Genomic DNA, 19068 nt, shown 5'->3' on the forward strand with positions numbered 1-19068 from the left:
GTTCATCCGGGGATGGGCGCGCAGCGCCGTTCGACGCAGTTGAACACGCTGCATGTAGGTGCAGCGAAGCAAACCGGAGGGCAGTGTCCCCGGATGAATGCCGGAGCGAAGGAACCCCGAGCCTCAGCGAGGGGCCGGACGCTCGGGGCGAGACCTTTGGTTCCTTTGGGCTGGGCCGGCACTCCGGCGTTTGCCAAAGGGACTCGCCGTAAGGGCGAAACCCTAAGTGGCCGTTACCGCAGCAATGGATATGTACTCGATCAACAAAAGACAGGTCGGCTGTCAGGCCGCCTACGAAAAACGATTCGCAGAACGCAAAAAAAGCCCGGGCAAGCGCGACCACGCTTCCCGGACCAAAGGTTGCTACATGCTCATCTAAACCCTGCCATCAAAACCGTGGCTTGACCGCCTTCCAGTCCGGTTTGTATCGCTGCATCTGCTTCACGTCATCGCGCTGACGAATCCCGCACGTCAGGTACTGATCATGCAGCTTGCCCAATTGATCGTGGTCCAGCTCCAGGCCCAGCCCCGGCGCCCGGGTGATTTTCACGCAGCCGTCGACGATCGGCAGCTTGCCGCCCTTGATCACCTCTTCGTCCGGTTCCTGCCATGGGTAATGGGTGTCGCAGGCGTAATCGAGGTTGGGCACCGAGGCGGCGACATGGGCCATGGCCATCAGGCTGATGCCCAGGTGCGAGTTGGAGTGCATGGACACCCCCAGGCCAAAGGTTTCGCACATTTTCGCCAGTGCCTGGGTATCGCGCAGGCCACCCCAGTAATGGTGGTCGGCAAGGACGATCTGCACGCTGTCCTGCGCCACGCTGCGACGGAACTCGTCGAAGTCGGTGATCACCATGTTGGTCGCCAGCGGCAGACCAGTACGCTTGTGCAGTTCGGCCATGCCCTCCAGGCCAGGCGTCGGGTCTTCGTAGTACTGCAGGTCATCGCCCAGCAACTCGGCCATGCGGATCGAGGTTTCCAGCGACCAGTTGCCGTTCGGGTCGATGCGCAGTGGATAGCCGGGAAAAGCCTTTTTCAGCGCCTTGATGCACGACACTTCGTGCTCCGGCGGCAGCGTGCCAGCCTTGAGCTTGATGCTCTTGAAGCCGTAGGCCTCAATCATCCGCCGCGCCTGGGCAACGATCTGCTCTTCGTTCAGCGCCTCGCCCCAGTTGTCAGGCTTGTAGGGCGAATCCACGTGCTGGGCGTATTTGAAGAACAGATAGGCACTGAACGGGATCTCGTCGCGGATCGCCCCACCCAGCAAGTCCACCAACGGCACGTTCAGGTAGTGCGCTTGCAGGTCCAGAAATGCCACTTCGAACGCCGAATAGGCATTGCTCACCGCCTTGCTGGCATGGGAACCGGGGGCCAGTTCCGCGCCGGCCAGGCTGGCCGGTTTGTTCGCCGCCACCGTCGCCTTAACGATGGCACGCAGTTGATTGAGGTTGAACGGATCTAACCCGATCAGCTGACTTTGCAGTTGCTGCTGGATCGCCAGCGCCGGGGCGTCACCGTAACTTTCACCCAGACCGATGTAGCCATTGTCGCTTTCGATCTCGATGATCGAGCGCAGCGCGAAGGGTTCATGAATGCCGCTGGCGTTGAGCAAGGGCGGATCACGGAAGGCGATGGGGGTGACGGTGACTCGTTTGATTTTCAAGAGGCTGCTCCCGTTGGATCAGATTTCAGGGCTTGATGACTGACTGGCTTTTTTACATCGGCACCTTCCACCGGCGAACGCAATGGGGTGCCACGGGGTGCGGTGCGGGCGAAGAAGATCACCACGGCGGCCACCAGCGACGTGGCGGCCAGGCCGTACAGCCCGCCCTCGATGGAACCGGTGGTTTGCTCCAGGAAGCCAAACGCGGTCGGGGCCACAAAACCGCCGAGGTTGCCGATGGAGTTGATCAGGGCGATCACCGCTGCGGCGATGCGGGCATCCAGATAGCCTTGCGGAATTGGCCAGAACAACGCCGAGGCCGCCTTGAAGCCGATCGCGGCAAAGCAGATGGCGACGAAGGCGAAGACCGGGCCGCCGGTGGTGGACATGAACATGCCGAACGAGGCGATCACCAGGGTCACCGCGACCCAGGCCTGCTGGTATTTCCATTTGCTGGCCAGGGCGGCAAAGCCGTACATCGCGACGATGGAGATGATCCACGGAATCGAGTTGAACAGGCCGACCTGGAAGTCTCCGAGGTTGCCCATCTTCTTGATCATGCTCGGCAGCCAGAACGTGGCGCCGTAGATGGTCAGGGCGATGGAGAAGTAGATGAAGCAGAACAGCGCAATCTGTTTGTCGGCCAGCAACTTGAACATCGATGGCTTGACCGTCCGGGTGGCGTCACGGGCCTGCTGTTCCAGTTCGATGGCAGCGATAAGCGCGGTCTTTTCTTCCTCGCTGAGCCACTTGGCTTCCCGTGGATGGGATTGCAGCCAAAACCAGACAAAACCGCAGAGGGCGATGGAGGCGAAGCCTTCGATCAGAAACATCCACTGCCAGCCATGCAGGCTCAAACCGTTGATGTGCAGCAGCGCGCCAGACACCGGACCGGAAATCACCGACGCAATGGCCGAGCCACTGAGGAAAATCGCCATGGCCTTGCCGCGTTCGGTCGATGGCAGCCATTGGGTGAAGTAGTAAATGATGCCGGGAAAGAAGCCGGCTTCAGCGGCGCCAAGGATAAAGCGCAGCACATAGAAGCTGGTTTCACCCTGCACGAAGGCCATCGCCATCGCCGCGGCGCCCCAGGTGAACATGATCCGCGTCAGCCAGGCGCGGGCGCCGTAGCGTTGCAGCAGCAGGTTGGACGGCACCTCGAAAATCGCGTAGCCGATAAAGAACAGTCCGGCACCCAGGCCATAGGCGGCAGCGCCGATGCCCAGATCGGTTTCCATGTGGCTGCGCACGAAGCCGATGTTGACCCGGTCGATGTAGTTGACGATGAACATGATCACGAACAGCGGCAGCACGTGGCGCTTGACCTTGGCGGCAGCGCGGGCGAGCACGTTCGGGTCGGGTGGATTCTGGTGGGTTTTCAAGGGGCGACTCCCGTTCTTTGTTTTATTTGGGATGACTTTTAGGCCTGGGCCGATGATGGACGCCCGCATTGATCCCGTCTAATCTAACTTGGCATTCGATTGATACCTGGATTAGATCAATGTTCGAACTGACCCAACTGCGCTGCTTTACCACCGTGGCCACGGAACTGAATTTCCGCCGTGCCGCCGAACGGCTGAACATGACCCAGCCGCCGCTCAGCCGGCAGATTCAGCTGCTGGAGCATCACCTGGGCGTCGAGTTGTTCACCCGCAGTACCCGCAGCGTCGCCCTCACCGCTGCCGGGCGGGCGTTCTTCATCGAAGCGCAGAACCTGCTGGAGCGTGCCCAGCAAGCCGCGGTCACCGCCCGGCGTTTTGCCGAGGGCGATATCGGTTCGGTCAATATCAGCTTCGTCGGCAGCGCGGTCTACGAGTTCCTGCCCAAAGTCATTGCCGAGGCACGACTGACTCAGCCCCACGTCAAAATCGACCTGTCGGAGATGAACACCTACCAGCAACACGAAGCCCTGCGCGCCCGCCGCATCGACCTGGGCATCGTCCGCGCGCCGTTGCTGGAGCCCGGCTACTCCACCGAATGCCTGGTGCGCGAGCCCTTCGTGCTCGCGGTGCCCAGCACCCATCGGCTTGCCTGCAGCGAAACCGTGTCGGTCAAGGACCTCGATGGCCAGCCTTTCCTCATGTATTCCCACGCCGCCTACCCGCCCTTCAACGAACTGCTGACCGGCATGCTGCGTTCGGCCCGCGTCGCCCCGGACTACGTGCAATGGCTCGGCTCGTCCCTGACCATCCTTGCCCTGGTCAACGCTGCCATGGGCCTGGCCCTGGTACCCCGTTGCGCCAGCAGCGTGGTGTTCAAGAACGTGGTGTTTCGCGATATCGACCTGGGCGAAGGGGTGCAAAGCGAGTTGCATCTGATCTGGCGCGAGAACAACGACAACCCGGCGTTCGCGATGCTGCTGGAGGGGATTCGGCGGGCGGTGCGTGAGGGGTGGGGAGCATAAGTCATGAGCACAAATCTCGACGGCAACGCAATCCCCTGTAGGAGCGAGCCTGCTCGCGATGGTGGTCAACGATGACGCGGGACGTCTGACTCACCTCGGTGCCCTCAGGCTTTTCGCGAGCAGGCTCGCTCCTACAGTAATTGCAGGCTTGCCATGCGCTGGTGCATCCAGCCTGAGCATCGCGATAAAAAAGTGCACACATCGGTCGCACTGTCACCGCAGGCAGGCTCGAAAGCCCCGGCAGCGCTGCCTGGCAGCTTCTGGCCCGCCCCTTGCAATCACCCTCTACGCAGTCAACGCAGATTGCACCTATACGACAAAGGCGCCGTGTAGCCCCCGTTCCGACGGAGGGCCGCATGGCGCCTTTTGCGTTTCTGAATTGATCAGGTGTTGGCAGGGTGTCGAGGATGGCAGACAAAACCGTACGCAGCGTGTGTCCCTTCTGTGGCGTGGGTTGCGGCATCGTCATGCAAGTCGAAGGCAATCGGGTGGTCAAGGTGGTTGGCGACAAGGCCCACCCGACCAACTTCGGTCGGCTCTGTACCAAAGGCACGACCTGCGGGCAGGCGATTGCCGAGTCCGGCCGCATGGAAAACGCTTTCCTGCGTCAGGCGCGCAATCAGGAACCGGTGCAGGTCGCGATGGACAAGGCCCTCAGCGAAACGGCAAGAAGACTGCGCGGCATCCTCGATACCCATGGGCCCGAGGCTCTGTCGTTCTATGTCTCGGGCCAGATGTCGCTGGAAGCGCAGTACCTGATCAACAAACTGGCCAAGGGGTTCGTGCGCACCAACAACATCGAATCCAATTCGCGCCTGTGCATGGCCAGCGCGGGCAGCGGCTACAAGCTTTCGCTCGGTTCGGACGGGCCACCGGGTTCCTATCAGGACTTCGACAAGGCCGACCTGTTCTTCGTGATCGGCGCCAACATGGCCGACTGTCACCCGATCCTGTTCCTGCGCATGATGGATCGGGTCAAGGCCGGGGCCAAATTGATCGTGGTCGATCCCCGGCGCAGTGCCACGGCGGACAAGGCCGACTTGTTCCTGCAAATACAACCGGGTACCGACCTGGCCTTGCTCAACGGCTTGCTGCATTTGCTGGTTAAAAATGGCCATACCGACCCGGACTTCATCGCCGCCTTCACCGAAGGCTGGGAAGCCATGCCGGGCTTCCTCGAGGACTACCCGCCGGCAAAAGTCGCACAGCTCACCGGCCTCGCCGAGGCGGACATACGTCAGGCGGCGCAATGGATCGGCGAGGCCGCCGAGTGGATGAGTTGCTGGACCATGGGCCTGAACCAAAGCACCCACGGCACCTGGAATACCAATGCCCTGTGCAACCTGCACCTGGCTACCGGCGCGATTTGCCGGCCCGGCAGCGGGCCGTTTTCCCTGACCGGGCAACCCAATGCCATGGGCGGTCGGGAAATGGGCTACATGGGCCCCGGCCTGCCCGGCCAGCGCTCGGTGCTGGTCGAGGCGGACCGGGCGTTCATCGAGGACTTGTGGGACATCCCCCGCGACAGCCTGCCGCGCAGCGTCGGCGGTGGCACCGTGGACATGTTTGAGCAAATGGGTGCGGGCCGGATCAAGGCCTGCTGGATCATCTGCACCAATCCGGTGGCATCGGTGCCCAACCGCCGCAAAGTGATCGAAGGTTTGCAGGCCGCTGAACTGGTCATCACCCAGGATGCCTACCTCGACACCGAGACCAACCGTTACGCCGACATTCTCCTGCCCGGCGCACTCTGGGCCGAAGCCGAAGGGGTGATGATCAACTCCGAACGCAACCTGACCCTGATGCAACAGGCCGTGGCGCCGCCCGGCGAGGCGCTGGCCGACTGGCAGATCATCGCCCGGGTGGCGTGCGAAATGGGCTTTGCCGAGGCGTTCACCTACCGTTCCTCCGCTGAAGTGTTCGAAGAGATCAAACGCGCCTGGAACCCCAAGACCGGCTACGACATTCGCGGCGCCAGCCATGCGCGCCTGCGGGAACAACCGCTGCAATGGCCCTGCGCTGCGGATGACGCCGAGGAGCGCAACCCGATTCGCTACCTCAACAATGGCGTCAGCCAGACCCTCAAGACCGAGACTGATGGCAGCCAGCCGGCCATCGTGTTCGCCACCGAACATGGCAAGGGTATCTTCCTCGCTCGTCCGCACCTGCCACCGGCGGAAATGCCCGACGAGCAATTTCCCTTCGTCCTCAACACCGGCCGCTTGCAACACCAGTGGCACACCCTGACCAAGACCGGCAAGGTCGCGACGCTGAACAAGCTCAATCCCGGTCCCTTCGTCGAGATCCATCCGGAAGATGCCGCCAGTTTTGGCATTCGCGACAAGGACCACGTCGAAGTGCGTTCGCTGCGCGGCCGGGCTGTATTGCCGGCGGTGGTGACCGATCGGGTGCGTCAGGGCAATTGTTTTGCGCCCTTTCACTGGAACGACGTGTTCGGTGAAAACCTGGCGATCAATGCGGTCACCCATGATGCGGTCGACCCGATTTCGCTGCAGCCTGAATTCAAGTTCTGCGCCGTCGCCCTGCAACGGGTCGAACTGATCGAGCACCAGTTCCTTGAAGTGCCCGCGCCGGCTGAAGAACCTCTCCCCGTTTCCCCTTTGCCAGAGGAACTCGCCATGTCGAGCATCGAGGCCTTTGCCGATATCGTCGGTGTCAGTCGCCTGCCCTCGCCTGCGTTGAATGAACAGGAACGCCTGTACCTCGCCGGTTTCGTCAGTGGCCTGCAATCCACGGCGGGCCGGCAGGCGAGCGGCGTGCCAGTGCTGCCGGGCAACGCCCCCATGGCCAGCGAGACGCGGCTATGGCTGGACGGTGTGTTGGGCGGGTTGTTCAGCCGGGTCGAGACCACTGCTCCCGCCCTCGCCGCCAGCCACGAACCCTCCGTAAGCCCACCGACGGTGACCCTGTTGTGGGCCTCGCAAACGGGCAATGCCGAAGCCTTGGCTGAGCGTTTCGCCAGCCGTTTACGCGACGCCGGCATCGTCGTCGAGCTGAGCGCGATGGCCGATTTCCCGGCCAGCAGACTGACCAGCACGCAAACCCTGGCCGTGATCAGCAGCACCTTCGGTGACGGCGATCCGCCGGACAATGGCGAAGGCTTCTGGCACAGCTTGAGCCGTGCCGAGACACGCCTGGAGTCCCTGCGCTTCGCGGTACTGGCCCTGGGCGATCCCAACTATGACCAGTTCTGCCAGCACGGCAAAAAGCTTGATCAGCGTCTCGAGGCACTGGGCGCCACGCGACTGCTGGAGCGAGTCGATTGCGATACTGAATTCGAGGCTCGCGCCGACCAATGGATAGCCGACCTTCTGAAAACCCTGCAACCGGCAACGATCGAGCCAGCAGCCGTTACTGTCGCCAGCCCCGCCAACTCACCGTGCAAGGCCAAACCCTACGCCTCGCGCTTGCTGAGCAACCTGCACCTGAACCAGCAAAGCGCCAACAAGGAAACCCGCATGTTTTCCCTGGCGCTGGCCGATTCCGGGCTTCACTACGAAGCCGGCGATGCCTTGGGCGTGATTCCGCGCAACTGCCCGGAACTGGTCGGCGAGATGCTGGAACTGACGCGCCTGGGCGCCGACACCCCCGTTCACGTCGACAAAGTCGGTGACCTGCCATTACACCAGGCGCTGACTGAACACTTCGAAATCGCCCGCCCCAGCAGCGACACCCTGGCGTTCATCGCCGAACGCAGCCGCAACCCGGCGTTGAAACAACTGCTGGGCAGCGAGCGCAAGGCTGAGTTGAAAGACTGGCTCTGGGGCCGGCAACTGGCCGACGTGTTGCAGGCGTTTCCGGTCGACTGCTCGGCCGGCGAGCTGCTGGGCACCCTCAAGCGCCTGCAACCACGGCTGTATTCCATTTCCTCCAGCCCCAAGGCGCATCCGCAGGAAGTTCATCTCACGGTGGCCGCCGTGCGCTATGGCAAGCGCAAAGGTGTGTCCTCGACCTTCCTCGCCGACCGCGCCGAAAACAGCACCGTGCCGGTGTTCGTGCAACAGTCGAAGCATTTTCGCGCACCGGTCGATGGCGACCTGCCGATGATCATGATCGGCCCCGGCACGGGCGTCGCGCCGTTTCGCGCCTTCCTCCAGGAACGTCGCGCACGGGGTGACCAGGGCAAGAACTGGCTGTTCTTCGGCGAGCAGCACGCCGCCAGCGATTTTTACTACCGCGATGAACTGCAAGGCATGCAACGCGATGGCCTGCTGACTGAACTCAGCCTGGCCTTCTCCCGCGATCAGGCGCAGAAGGTCTACGTGCAGGACCGCATTCGCGAACAAGGGGCCGAACTGTGGCGCTGGCTGCAGGAAGGTGCGCAGTTGTACATCTGCGGGGATGCCAGTTGCATGGCCAGGGACGTCGACCAGGCCCTGCGCCGGATCGCCCAGGACCATGGCGGATTGTGCACCGAAGGCGCTGCGGACTACTGGCGGCAGTTGAGCGAGCAGAAGCGTTATCTGCGGGATGTTTACTGACGAAGGCGTGTCAGTCGACACCCATGCATCTGACACTCCATCGCGGGCAAGCCACGCTCCCACAGGGTTCAAGTCGATCCGTCATTTCGTGATCGACGCGAAACCTTTGGGAGCGTGGCTTGCCCGCGATGAGGCCTGCCGATTCAGCAAAGATCCCGACCGTTGATCCGAGACTTCGCCCTCGCCCAATAAAAACATATTTTCATGCTTTAATTGATATTGTCGTTCTCACCAACACGAGGGTGCCGTCATGAATATCAAGGTATTGGCTCTGATCCTGCTGGCTTTCTGCGCGCAACCGGCCTGGAGCGCAACGCCCACCGCCTCCCCTGCCGCCGACAGCCCGGCGCTGACCACGCGCCTGGCGCTTCGCGACCTGTGGGTGGAGCATATTTTCTGGATCAGAACCTACGCGCAGGCCAACCAGGCCACCGATCAGAAACAAGCCAAGGTCGCGGCGGATCAGGTGGTCGACAACGCGACAAAAATCGCCAATAGCATCGCACCGCTGTACGGCCAACCGGCGGCGGATCAACTGCTCAAGTTGCTTGCCGGCCATTGGGGCGCGGTGAAACACTACAGCGATGCCACGGTGGCCAAGGACGCCAAGGGCAAGCAAGCCGCCGTAGCGGACCTGACCAGCAATGCCAAGGCCATCGCCGCGTTTCTGGCCGGTGCCAACCCCAACCTGCCGGAGGCGACACTGGTGAATCTGCTATCGGCCCATGGCGGCCATCACGTTGCCCAGATCGATGAATTCGCCGCCCACGACTACGCTGGCGAGGCGAAGACCTGGCACATGATGCGTACGCACATCCTGGCCTTGGCCGATGCGTTGACCGCTGCGCTGGTCAAGCAATTCCCCGACAAGTTCTGACACCGCGCGAGGGCACACCATGCTGGAAGGACTGGGCCGGACACAGCAGGACTTGCTCAATGCGTTGCTGCACCACGGTGCCGGCATGAGCATTGACGAGTTGGCCGAGCATCTGGCGGTCACGCGCACGGCGATTCGCCAGCACCTGGCGGCGCTGGAGCGTGACGGCCTGGTGCTGCGCGGCGACACCCGCCCGACGGGGCGGCGTCCGGAGCAGTTGTATCAGCTCACCGACCATGCCAGGGAACAGTTCCCGCGCCAGTACCAGTTGCTGGCCAACGCGCTGATTGATGAAGTGGCCGACATCATCGGCCCCGAGGCCCTGGCGGCGCTGATGCGCAGCCTGGGCCGCAAACTGGCCCTGGACCGCGAACGGCAGGTCGTCGATGAAGTGAAGATCGTGGAGCACATGAACCAGGCAGGGTATGAAGCCGAGGTATTCTTTCGCTCCTCCGGCGATGCGCAAATTGTGGCGCACAACTGCGTGTTCCATCGTCTCGCCGCTGCGCACCCGGTGGTCTGTGAACTGGACCTGGCGCTGATCGGTGCATTGGGCGGCGGTGAAGTGGAGCACAGCGAATGCATGGTCCGTGGCGGTCATGTCTGCCGCTTCAAGCTGCGGCCGGTCGAGCCGGCGCAGGACGTTGAAACCGAATAGCCGCCCTCCCCCCGCTACGTTCGTCGGACACACCAGCGCCTCAGCAAATATCCCCTCCGGCCCCTTGAACTAGTTTCGGGGCGCCAGTCTAAGACCGGCGATTGATCCTCCTCCCAACCGTCGTCAACTCATCAGAGCTGTCCGCACCATGCGCCAAACCGCCCTTGCCTTGCGCTTCACTTCGCTGTGCCTGCTGACCTCGCTTCCCTTGTTCGCCAACCCCGCCCACGCCGGTGCGGAGCGAGAACTGGTGGACGCCATCAATGATTACCGGGCCCATCCCCGGGGCTGCGAACGCCGACCCAGCCAACGATTGGCGCCGCTGGCACTGAAATCCAGCCTGGCGCTACCGGTCGGTTACGGCGGTGGTTTGCGGGAGCGGTTGAAAGATTCCGGCTATCAGGCCGTGTCGGTGCGCAGCATCCGCGTTGTGGGTGCGCAAGATGCCGAAGAAGCTTTTGATCTGCTGCAGAGCGACCACTGCGCCGCGCTGCTCGATAGCCAGTACGCCGATGTCGGGGTCAGCCGCCGCCGGGGTGAATGGCAGGTGGTGATGGCGCAACCGGTCATGGACCGGCAACTGAACGATACCCGCAACGTTGGCAAAACCTTACTCGCCCAGGTCAACGCCGCCCGTTCCAAACCACGTCTGTGCGGTCGCCAGCGCTTCGCCGCCGCCCGGCCACTGGCCTGGAACGCCAGCCTCGGCGCCGCCGCGCAAGGGCACAGCAAGGCGATGGCCTACGGCAATTACTTTGCCCACCGCGACCCCGATGGCGACACCGCCGCCGACCGGGCCAGAGCCGCGGGCTTCCGTGGCCGGCAGATCGGCGAAAACATCGCCGCCGGCCAGGGCTCACCGGGCAAGGCCATGGCGGGTTGGCTGGCCAGTCCCGGACATTGCGCCAATTTGATGAACCCGATGTTTACCCAGGTGGGTGCGGGCTTCGCGACGGAGGCGCGCAGTGATCAGGGGGTTTACTGGACGATGATGTTTGGCGCGCCTTGAGGGGTGGCTGCTTGATTTTGCGTTGAAAGTGAAGCCGCTTTCGCGAGCAGGCTCGCTCCCACACTTGATCCGCGTCGTGTACGAACCAATGTGGGAGCGAGCCTGCTCGCGAAGACGGTAGTAGCCCCGCCAAAAACCTATGCTTCATTCAAAAACAGCGATGGCTGCCTGGATGCAGTGTCAGTGAAATTGGCGTCGGCCGTGATGCCGCTTTCGCGAGCAGGCTCGCTCCCACAGGGGATCTCTGGTGAACACAAAATTTGGGTTCACATCGATCCAATGTGGGAGCGCGAATGACCTTTACCGCTCGGACACGTCAATCCAGATCGTCTTGATCTCCGTGTACTGATCATGCGCCCAGATCGACTTGTCGCGTCCGCCGAAGCCGGATTCCTTGTAGCCACCGAATGGCGTGGAGGCGTCGCCTTCACCGAAGCAGTTGACCGTCACGATCCCTGCGCGGATTTCCCGGGACAGCTTGATGGCGTTGCGCAGGTTGTCGGTGTAGACCGACGCCGCCAGGCCGTACACCGAGTCGTTGGCCAGGGCGATGGCTTGATCAAGGGTGGTGAAGGTGGTCACTGCGAGCACCGGGCCGAAAATTTCTTCCTGGAACAGCCGGCTTTCGGCACCCACGCCATCCACCACGGTGGGTTCGACAAAAATCTCGCCTTCGGTGTTGCCGCCGAACACCACATTCAGTTTTTCGGTGGCGGCGTGCTCCAGGTAAGAGCGGACCTTCTCGAAGTGCGCCTTGCTGACCATCGAGCCGATGCGGTTTTCCGGGTCCAGCGGGCTGCCCATTTTCCATTCGCGCATCTGCACGCCAATGCGCTTGAGCAACTCGTCCTTGATGTCGGCATGGACGATCAGGCGCGACGACGCCGAGCAGTTTTCCCCCATGTTCCAGAACGCGCCATTGACCACGTGGCTGGCCACCAGATCCAGGTCTTCGACGTCGTTCATCACCACGGCCGGGTTTTTGCCGCCGCACTCCAGCACGATGCGCTTGAGATTCGAATCCGCCGCGTAGTTGAGGAAACGGCGACCGGTCGCCGTCGAACCGGTGAAGCTGACCATGGACACGTCCATGTGCCGGCCCAGCGGCTCCCCTACTTCGCTGCCACCACCCGACAACACGTTGAACACACCGGCCGGTACGCCGGCCTCATGGGCCAGTTCGGCGACGCGCAGTGCCGTCAGCGTGGTTTCCTTGGCGGGTTTGACGATGATCGAACAACCGGCGGCCAGGGACGGGCCGATTTTCCACGCCAGCATCAGCAGCGGGAAGTTCCACGGCAGCACCAGGCCCACGACGCCGATGGCTTCGCGCACCACCAGGCTCAATGCGCCGGAACCGACCGGCGCGGTGTTGTCGTAGATCTTGTCGATCAGCTCGGCGTGCCAGCGGATCATGTGAATGGTTTCGGGAATGTCGGTGAGCTCGCACTCGCGAATCGGCTTGCCGCTGTCCAGGCTTTCCATGACCGACAGTTCATGGGCGTTCTGTTCCAGCAGATCGGCAAAGCGCAGCAGCACTTTCTTGCGTTCGCCGGGGCTGAGCTTATGCCAGCGACCGTCGTCGAAGGCTGCCTTGGCCTTGGCCACGGCGAAATCGACGTCCTTGGCGTCACATGCAGTGATCTCGGCCAACACTTCGTTCGTGGCCGGGTTGGTGGTGGTGAAGGTCTTGCCCGAACCCGAAGTGTACGGCGCGCCGTCGACGAAGGATTGAGTGGGCAATTTCAGTTGTTTGGCGATGGCGGCATAGTCGGCCGCGCTGAGCAGATCAGCCATTGTTCGAACTCCCGATCACTTGTGCGACTTCACGTTTGAGGGTGGCGATGACGTCCTTCAGGGCCTGTTTTTCGTGCTCATACAGCGGCTGCAGCGGCGAACGCACACTGCCAGTGCGCAGGCCATTGAGTTCGCAGCCGTACTTGATCGACTGCACGAACTTGCCGCTTTCCAGGAAGTCCATCAGCGGCATGAACGCGCTCATGATCTTGCGCCCTTTTTCGAAATCCTTCTCGACGACGCAGGCTTCGTAGAGGGCAACGTGTTCGCGGGGAATGAAGTTGGAACCGGCACACACCCAGCTGCGCGCGCCCCAGGCAAAGAATTCCAGCGCCTGGTCGTCCCAGCCGCAGGACAGGCTGATGTTCGGGTAGTTGCGCGCCAGACGGTGGACTTGCGCCATGTCGCCGGAGCTTTCCTTGATCGCGACGATGTTCTTCGATTCGGACACCGCCGCGAAGTACTCCTCGCCCATGCTCACACCCATCCGCGCCGGGTAGTTGTAGAGCATGATCGGCAGGTCGGCGGCGCGATCGACGGTCAATGCATGGATGGCGTTTTCTTTCTCGGTCGGCAGTGCATAGGGTGGCGAGCCGACCAGAATCGCGTCGGCCTTGATGGCGCGGGCGGCCGTGGCGTATTCCACCGAGTCTTCGGTGCGGATGGCGCCGGTGCCGATGACCAGCGGCAAACGCCCGCCGATCACGTCCTTGGCCTGGGCGGCCAGGGCGATGCGCTCTTGAGCGGTATGGGCGTAGTACTCACCGGTCGAACCGCCAATGATGATGCCGTGCACTTTGGATTCGATCAGGTATTCGAGCACCTCGGCGAAGGCCGATTTGTCGATTTCGCCGCTTGCGGTCAGGGGCGTGATTGCCGGGGTATAGATGCCTTCGAACTTCATGATTGTTTCTCCGTCAGTAAGGGATTGTTCAACTCAGTGCCGCCGCATCGCGCAAGTTCAGCGAACGTGTTTCAGGTGCCATGGCCCAGGCCGCCGTCAACCCGATAAAGGTCACGACTGCCGCCACATACATGGTGTTGCCGATACCCAGTGTCTGTAGCGAAACAGGCACCAGGTAAGTACCGACCGCCGCCCCTACGCGGGACAGCGAAGTGCCGATGCCGACGGCAAAGGCGCGGATTTCCGTAGGGAACAGTTCGTTCGGATAGACCAGTTGCAGAACCTGCGCGCCACCGATGAATACGGCATAGGCACCGAACAGGAAGAGCACGAGCAGTTCGTTGCCGTTGGAAAACATCGCCAACAGCAGCAACGACACGCCCGACCATAAAAAACTGTGGATCAACATGCTGCGCCGGCCAATCGTGTTGATCAGTTTGGTGGCCAGTACACAACCAACCACAAACAACAACGTAATGGCCATGGAGCCATAGGATGCCCACTCGCCTTTCAGGTTAAGTGCCAACAGAACTTTGGGCGCGAAGGCATAAACAGCAAATACCGGAATGATCGAACATGACCAGAACACCGAAACAAAGAACAGGCGTTTGCCATATCCGGAGTGCAGCAAGTCGCTGAACGTCATTTTCTTTTCGTCAGGCTGTTCCGGCAGATCCCGCAGCGAATAGTGCGGGCCATACACGCGCTTGATCACCTGCTCGGCGTCGCGGTCGCGCCCTTTGCTCAACAGCCAGCGGGCGGACTCCGGGGTGCCGATGCGCATCACGAACAGCACCAGTCCGATGACGGCGGCGCTGGCCAGTGCATAGCGCCAGGCATCGTCGCCGCCGGTATTGAGGATCGCGTTACCCACCACATAGGCAAATGCCGCACCGGCGAACCACAGGATGGTCAACGCCGCGAGTCGTGGGCCCCGTTGTTTCTTGGGCAGGAACTCCACCAACAGCGAGGTGGCCACCGGGTACTCAATGCCCACCGCCAGTCCGATGATGAATCTGAAAGCGAACAACGCCGCGGCCGACTCCACCCAAAACTGCGCCAGCGAACACAGGATGAACAACGAGGGGCCGATAAAGTAAACGGTCTTGCGACCCAACTTGTCCGTCAGCCAGCCGCCGATAAAACCGCCGAAAAATACCCCCATCAAGGCTGAAGCCGCGATCATCCCCTGCCAGAACTCTGACAGGTTCAGCGCCGACGTCACTTGCAACATGGCGATACCGATAATGCTCAATACATAACCGTCTACAAACGACCCGCCTCCCGAACGGGCCGTCAACAAACGGTGAAAGTTATTGAGAGGAACATCCTCAATGGATGTATTAGGACTTGTCATTATTGTCTCCTATTTAGCCTCGGTCATTCGAAGGGCCCCGGCGCAAACCCGAAATTCAGGCAAACGAAAGCCGTCGCGATCAAAAACCGTGAGCCACCATGGACGCGCCAACAGCACTCACAACTTCCAATCGATCGTTTAAATTCGAACGTATCTAACTAGCGTATTACTGGATCAGCTTTCCTTTCCGGCGCGGCACTGTCCCCATAGAAGGTTCATGTTTACACCTGCCGAGAGTATGGGTTCGGGTGGATTTCTGTTCGGTCCCGGGGAGGACAACAGAAAGTCGATCAGATGATTGCGTTTGCCCGCCAGCCAGTCGGCCAGCAGCGTGCCCGTGACCGTCCCCCGCGTGACCCCCAGTCCGTTGCAGCACAGTGCGCCATAGACGTTGTCGCTCAACTGGCCGAAGTGCGCCATGTGATTCCTCGACAGCGCCAGCGAGCCACCCCAGGTGTACTCGAAATTGACGTCCGGAAGCATGGGGAAGCGGCGCTCGAACGACTCTTTATGCCGCTGGTTGAAGCGCTGCAGGTACTTGGCATGGCTGCGTCCATCGGCATTGAAGCTGAAGCTGTTGCGCACCAGCAGGCGGTTGTCGGTGGTCCGGCGCAGTGTGGTGCCGAAAGGGTCGGCGGGAATCACCCCCCAGTAGGGCCGGCCACCCAGGCGCGTCTGTTCTGCGTCCGTCAGCGGCCGGGTCAGACTCGCGTAGGTGAAGATCGGCAACATGCGCCCTTTCAAGAAGCCGAAACTCATGGCGAAGGCGTTATTGGTCAGCAGCAGCTTGTCGGCAACGATCCGACCGTTCTTGTGGGTGAGGATGGTCTTGTCGCCATACTCCACTTCGGTAATCGGGGTGTTTTCATACAGCGTGACGTTGGCCGGCAGGCTGTCGGCCAGGCCTTTGACCAGGGCCGCCGGCTGGATCAGGGCGGTGCCCGGCGTAAACAAGGCCTTGCGATAGAAGTGCGTGCCAATGTGCTTGGGCAAGTCCTTCTCTTCGATCATTTCGTAATCCTGACCGAGCTTGTCCAGGCCACGGCGATAGGCATCCAGCACCGCGATGCCGCGGTCCTCGATGGCCGCCTGGTACTTGCCGCACATGCTGAACTGACACTGGATCCGGTGCTTCTCCACCAGGCCCTTCAAGATCGATTGCCCGGTCAGGTTCAACTCCATGCTGATCTTCGCGGTCTTGATGTCGCCGATGTAATCGTCCGCGCCGATATCGTGTGGCAGGTCGATGGCGAACCCGGCATTTCTTCCGGAAGCGCCGTAGCCGACCTCTTGCGCTTCGATCAACACGATCTCGTCATCCGGAAAGTTCAGCGCCAACTGCCGCGCCGCCGCCAATCCGGTGAACCCGGCGCCCACCACCACCCAGCGTGCCGAACGGATGCCCGAATGGGACGCACGGGCCACTCGGGGCGGACTCAAGTGGAACCAGCCACAGGTGGAGTCGTCTGCCGGGGTGTATCTGATCTTTGTCATGTTCGCGACCTGGGTTCTTTTATAGTTGTGAGTACTAAAAGCTTCCCTTCGGCACGATCCCATCACGGAGTGAATGGTGGTTCCGCCCGTGCAACCGGTAGTGCCTTTAGTAAGTAAGTGCCACTTCCAATCCTTCCGGCGCGGCGTATTCGGACATCCGTCGACGGGACAGCTCCAGATGCGCGCGCACGATATCCCCGGCCAGAACCGGATCATGGTGTTCAATGGCGCTGATCATTTCGTCATGCTGCTGGGCTGCCACTTCCAGGTCTTGCTGCATATCGACGGTGGTCGGGTGGCGATAGAAGATCTTGCCCAGCCGCGCATGGTCGATCAGCAGGCGCTGCAAGCTCGGCATCAGGTAAGCGTTGTGCGCCATCTTGCCGATCTGCAGGTGGAATTCGTCGTTGTAGAGCACGCGCTTCTCGACATCCTTTTCTTCGATGGCGATACGGAACAGCGCCTGGATGCGCTTGAGCTCGACAATCTCGGCAGCCGTTGCGTGGCTGGCGGCGAGTTGGGTGGTGGCGATGTAGATCAGCGGTGCCGCGAGGAAAAAGCTGCGCAGCGATTGATAGTTCATCGACGAAACCCGCGCAGCGCGATTGGCTTCAAGATCGATATAGCCTTCGGCCGACATCTGCCGCATCAGCTCACGCACCGGTGGGCGAGACAACCCGAACTCGTCGCACAAGGCCAGTTCATCCACCACTGCGCCAGGTGCCAGTTCCATGCTCAGGATCCGCCGCCGCAGCGCTTCGCCCAACACAGCTTTACGGTCTACAGGCAATTCGTTGCCAGCCTGCGGATCGAGTTCTTTTGTGGCCATCTTCAGAAACCTTCGTACGGGTGAGTGAGCACTGTCTACTACCTGTATTCGCACTATAAAACAACGTTATTCTTTGTGTCTACAATTAAAATACACAAAAGAAACAGGGCTCAATGGCAGGTGATGGGCGGTTGTTGGGGAGTGGATTTGAGGTGAAAAACGACGGTATCAACGCCGGCCTTTTGTAGGAGCGAGCTTGCTCGCTCCTACAAAATCTCGGCCTCCAAGCGCTATCAGGCGATCACTTGACCAGCCGCGTTTCCTTCGACGGCCGATAGCCAAAATACGAGCTGTAGCACTTGCTGAAGTGGCTGGGCGAAACGAAGCCACAGGCCACCGATACTTCGACGATGCTCAAGGTGGTGTGCTGCAACAGGCGACGCGCTTCCGTGATGCGCAAGTCCATGTAATAGCGCTGCGGCGTGGTGCCCAGTTGTTCCTTGAACAGGCGCTCGATCTGGCGGCGGGAGCGGCCCGCGTATTCACAGAGCGCTTCCATTTCCAGCGGCTCTTCGAGGTTGGCGTCCATCAGGTTGACCACCTCACGCAACGGACCACACACCGAGGCATTGAGCGAGGGTTTAATGCGCCGGTAACGGGACGCCTCGAAGGCCAGGATGTCTTCGATGCCGTCGGTCAACGCTTTGTCGTGCAATCCCCTGATCCACTCCAGCGCCATATAGAAGGTGCCGTTTGGACTGGAGGCCGTCAGGCGGTCGCGGTCCACCACATACGCTTCGCTGGTGACTTGCGTGAGCTTGGCGATTTCCGCCAGTGCTGGCCGGTGTTCCGGGTGAATCGCACAGCGATAGCCGTCCAGAAGGCCGGCTCGCCCGAGGAACCAGGCGCCATTCCATACCCCCGCTAACGTAACCCCCTGTTCGGCTGCGTCATGCAGGAGGTTGATCAACGCCTCGTCAGCCTTGAGCGCGGTACGGTAGCCGCCACACACCACCAGCAGATCCAGCGCCTGAATCTCGGCATGACTGAGGCAGGCATCGGGTCGGATCACCAACCCCAGGTCGCTGATCACTTCCCCTTCGGTCAAGCCAAAGGTTTTCGTCGAGAACAGCTCGGGCCGCAACAGGTTGGCCGTGATGACGGTGTCGAGCGCCTGGGTGAACGCCGGCAACGAAAAATGCTCCAGCAGCAGGAATCCCGCCCGGGCCCGGACCGACTGGCCTTCGTGCTCATTGAGGTAACGCAGGTTCTTACCCTTCATGGCACCGCTGAACTGACGCCGCTCTACCAACGCACGCCTCGCTTCGTCGTGATGACGAACATGTGATTTAACGCCTTGATGGCTGCTACTCCTGACCGGGTTCGGTGAGTGGCCTGTTTACGCAAAATGAACGCCGTGGGCAAGTGGGTAGTACCACTTGATTCAGGACTAATCCCTGTGGGAGCGGACCTGCTCGCGAAGGGGGTGCAACATTCAGCATTGATGTTGACTGTCACACCGCTTTCGCGAGCAGGCTCGCTCCCACAAGGAACTTCGGCGGACACTCATTGTGCGTACAACACAGATCATCTGTGGGAGCGAGCCTGCTCGCGAAGAAGCCGGCACAGCCAAC

At 61.3% G+C, this 19068-nt stretch carries 13 protein-coding genes and 1 pseudogene; 6 read left to right on the plus strand and 8 right to left on the minus strand.

Annotated elements, in window-relative coordinates:
- Positions 1–388 precede the first annotated feature (388 nt).
- Entirely contained in the window at positions 389–1663 is a 1275-nt protein-coding gene (locus HNQ83_RS10350) for a glucarate dehydratase family protein (protein WP_175388851.1), read from the minus strand.
- On the minus strand, positions 1660–3045 hold the full coding sequence (locus HNQ83_RS10355; RefSeq protein ID WP_175388852.1) for an MFS transporter: 1386 nt from the start codon (positions 3043–3045) through the stop codon (positions 1660–1662). Before HNQ83_RS10355 ends, HNQ83_RS10350 begins: the two co-directional genes overlap by 4 nt.
- Before the next feature lie 119 nt (positions 3046–3164).
- On the opposite strand from HNQ83_RS10355, the gene HNQ83_RS10360 reads away from it, so the two are divergent.
- From HNQ83_RS10360 to HNQ83_RS10380, 6 genes and pseudogenes are all read left to right on the plus strand, one after another.
- Positions 3165–4067, plus strand: coding sequence for a LysR substrate-binding domain-containing protein (locus HNQ83_RS10360; RefSeq protein WP_175388853.1), 903 nt, complete (start codon positions 3165–3167; stop codon positions 4065–4067).
- 58 nt (positions 4068–4125) lie between these two features.
- Positions 4126–4221, plus strand: a pseudogene (locus HNQ83_RS31150) (outer membrane lipoprotein carrier protein LolA); the annotation flags it as partial.
- Between the two features lie 253 nt (positions 4222–4474).
- Positions 4475–8569 (plus strand): bifunctional nitrate reductase/sulfite reductase flavoprotein subunit alpha, encoded by a 4095-nt coding sequence (locus HNQ83_RS10365; RefSeq protein ID WP_175388854.1) that lies wholly within the window; start codon positions 4475–4477, stop codon positions 8567–8569.
- A gap of 250 nt (positions 8570–8819) precedes the next feature.
- Entirely contained in the window at positions 8820–9446 is a 627-nt protein-coding gene (locus HNQ83_RS10370; RefSeq protein ID WP_175388855.1) for a hypothetical protein, read from the plus strand.
- A gap of 19 nt (positions 9447–9465) precedes the next feature.
- Positions 9466–10104: a metalloregulator ArsR/SmtB family transcription factor gene (locus tag HNQ83_RS10375; protein ID WP_175388856.1), complete on the plus strand. Its 639-nt coding sequence runs from the start codon at positions 9466–9468 to the stop codon at positions 10102–10104.
- A 148-nt stretch (positions 10105–10252) separates the two neighbouring features.
- Complete coding sequence (locus HNQ83_RS10380) at positions 10253–11113, plus strand: CAP domain-containing protein (protein ID WP_175388857.1); 861 nt, start codon at positions 10253–10255, stop codon at positions 11111–11113.
- Between the two features lie 300 nt (positions 11114–11413).
- Here the strand turns inward: HNQ83_RS10380 and HNQ83_RS10385 are convergent, their stop codons facing one another.
- The 6 genes from HNQ83_RS10385 to HNQ83_RS10410 form a co-directional block, all read right to left on the minus strand.
- Entirely contained in the window at positions 11414–12910 is a 1497-nt protein-coding gene (locus tag HNQ83_RS10385) for an aldehyde dehydrogenase (RefSeq protein ID WP_175388858.1), read from the minus strand.
- Complete coding sequence (locus HNQ83_RS10390; RefSeq protein WP_175388859.1) at positions 12903–13814, minus strand: dihydrodipicolinate synthase family protein; 912 nt, start codon at positions 13812–13814, stop codon at positions 12903–12905. Before HNQ83_RS10390 ends, HNQ83_RS10385 begins: the two co-directional genes overlap by 8 nt.
- A 28-nt stretch (positions 13815–13842) precedes the next feature.
- Positions 13843–15171, minus strand: coding sequence for an MFS transporter (locus HNQ83_RS10395; RefSeq protein ID WP_175388860.1), 1329 nt, complete (start codon positions 15169–15171; stop codon positions 13843–13845).
- 174 nt (positions 15172–15345) lie between these two features.
- Positions 15346–16665 carry an FAD-binding oxidoreductase gene (locus HNQ83_RS10400; protein WP_175388861.1) on the minus strand — a complete coding sequence of 440 codons (1320 nt, stop codon included), beginning with the start codon at positions 16663–16665 and terminating at the stop codon, positions 15346–15348.
- Positions 16666–16771: 106 nt separating this feature from the next.
- Entirely contained in the window at positions 16772–17494 is a 723-nt protein-coding gene (locus tag HNQ83_RS10405; RefSeq protein ID WP_175388862.1) for a GntR family transcriptional regulator, read from the minus strand.
- A gap of 241 nt (positions 17495–17735) precedes the next feature.
- Entirely contained in the window at positions 17736–18746 is a 1011-nt protein-coding gene (locus tag HNQ83_RS10410; RefSeq protein ID WP_175388863.1) for a GlxA family transcriptional regulator, read from the minus strand.
- Positions 18747–19068 lie beyond the last annotated feature (322 nt).

Source organism: Pseudomonas sp. C2B4 (genome assembly GCF_013359695.1).
Lineage (GTDB): Bacteria > Pseudomonadota > Gammaproteobacteria > Pseudomonadales > Pseudomonadaceae > Aquipseudomonas.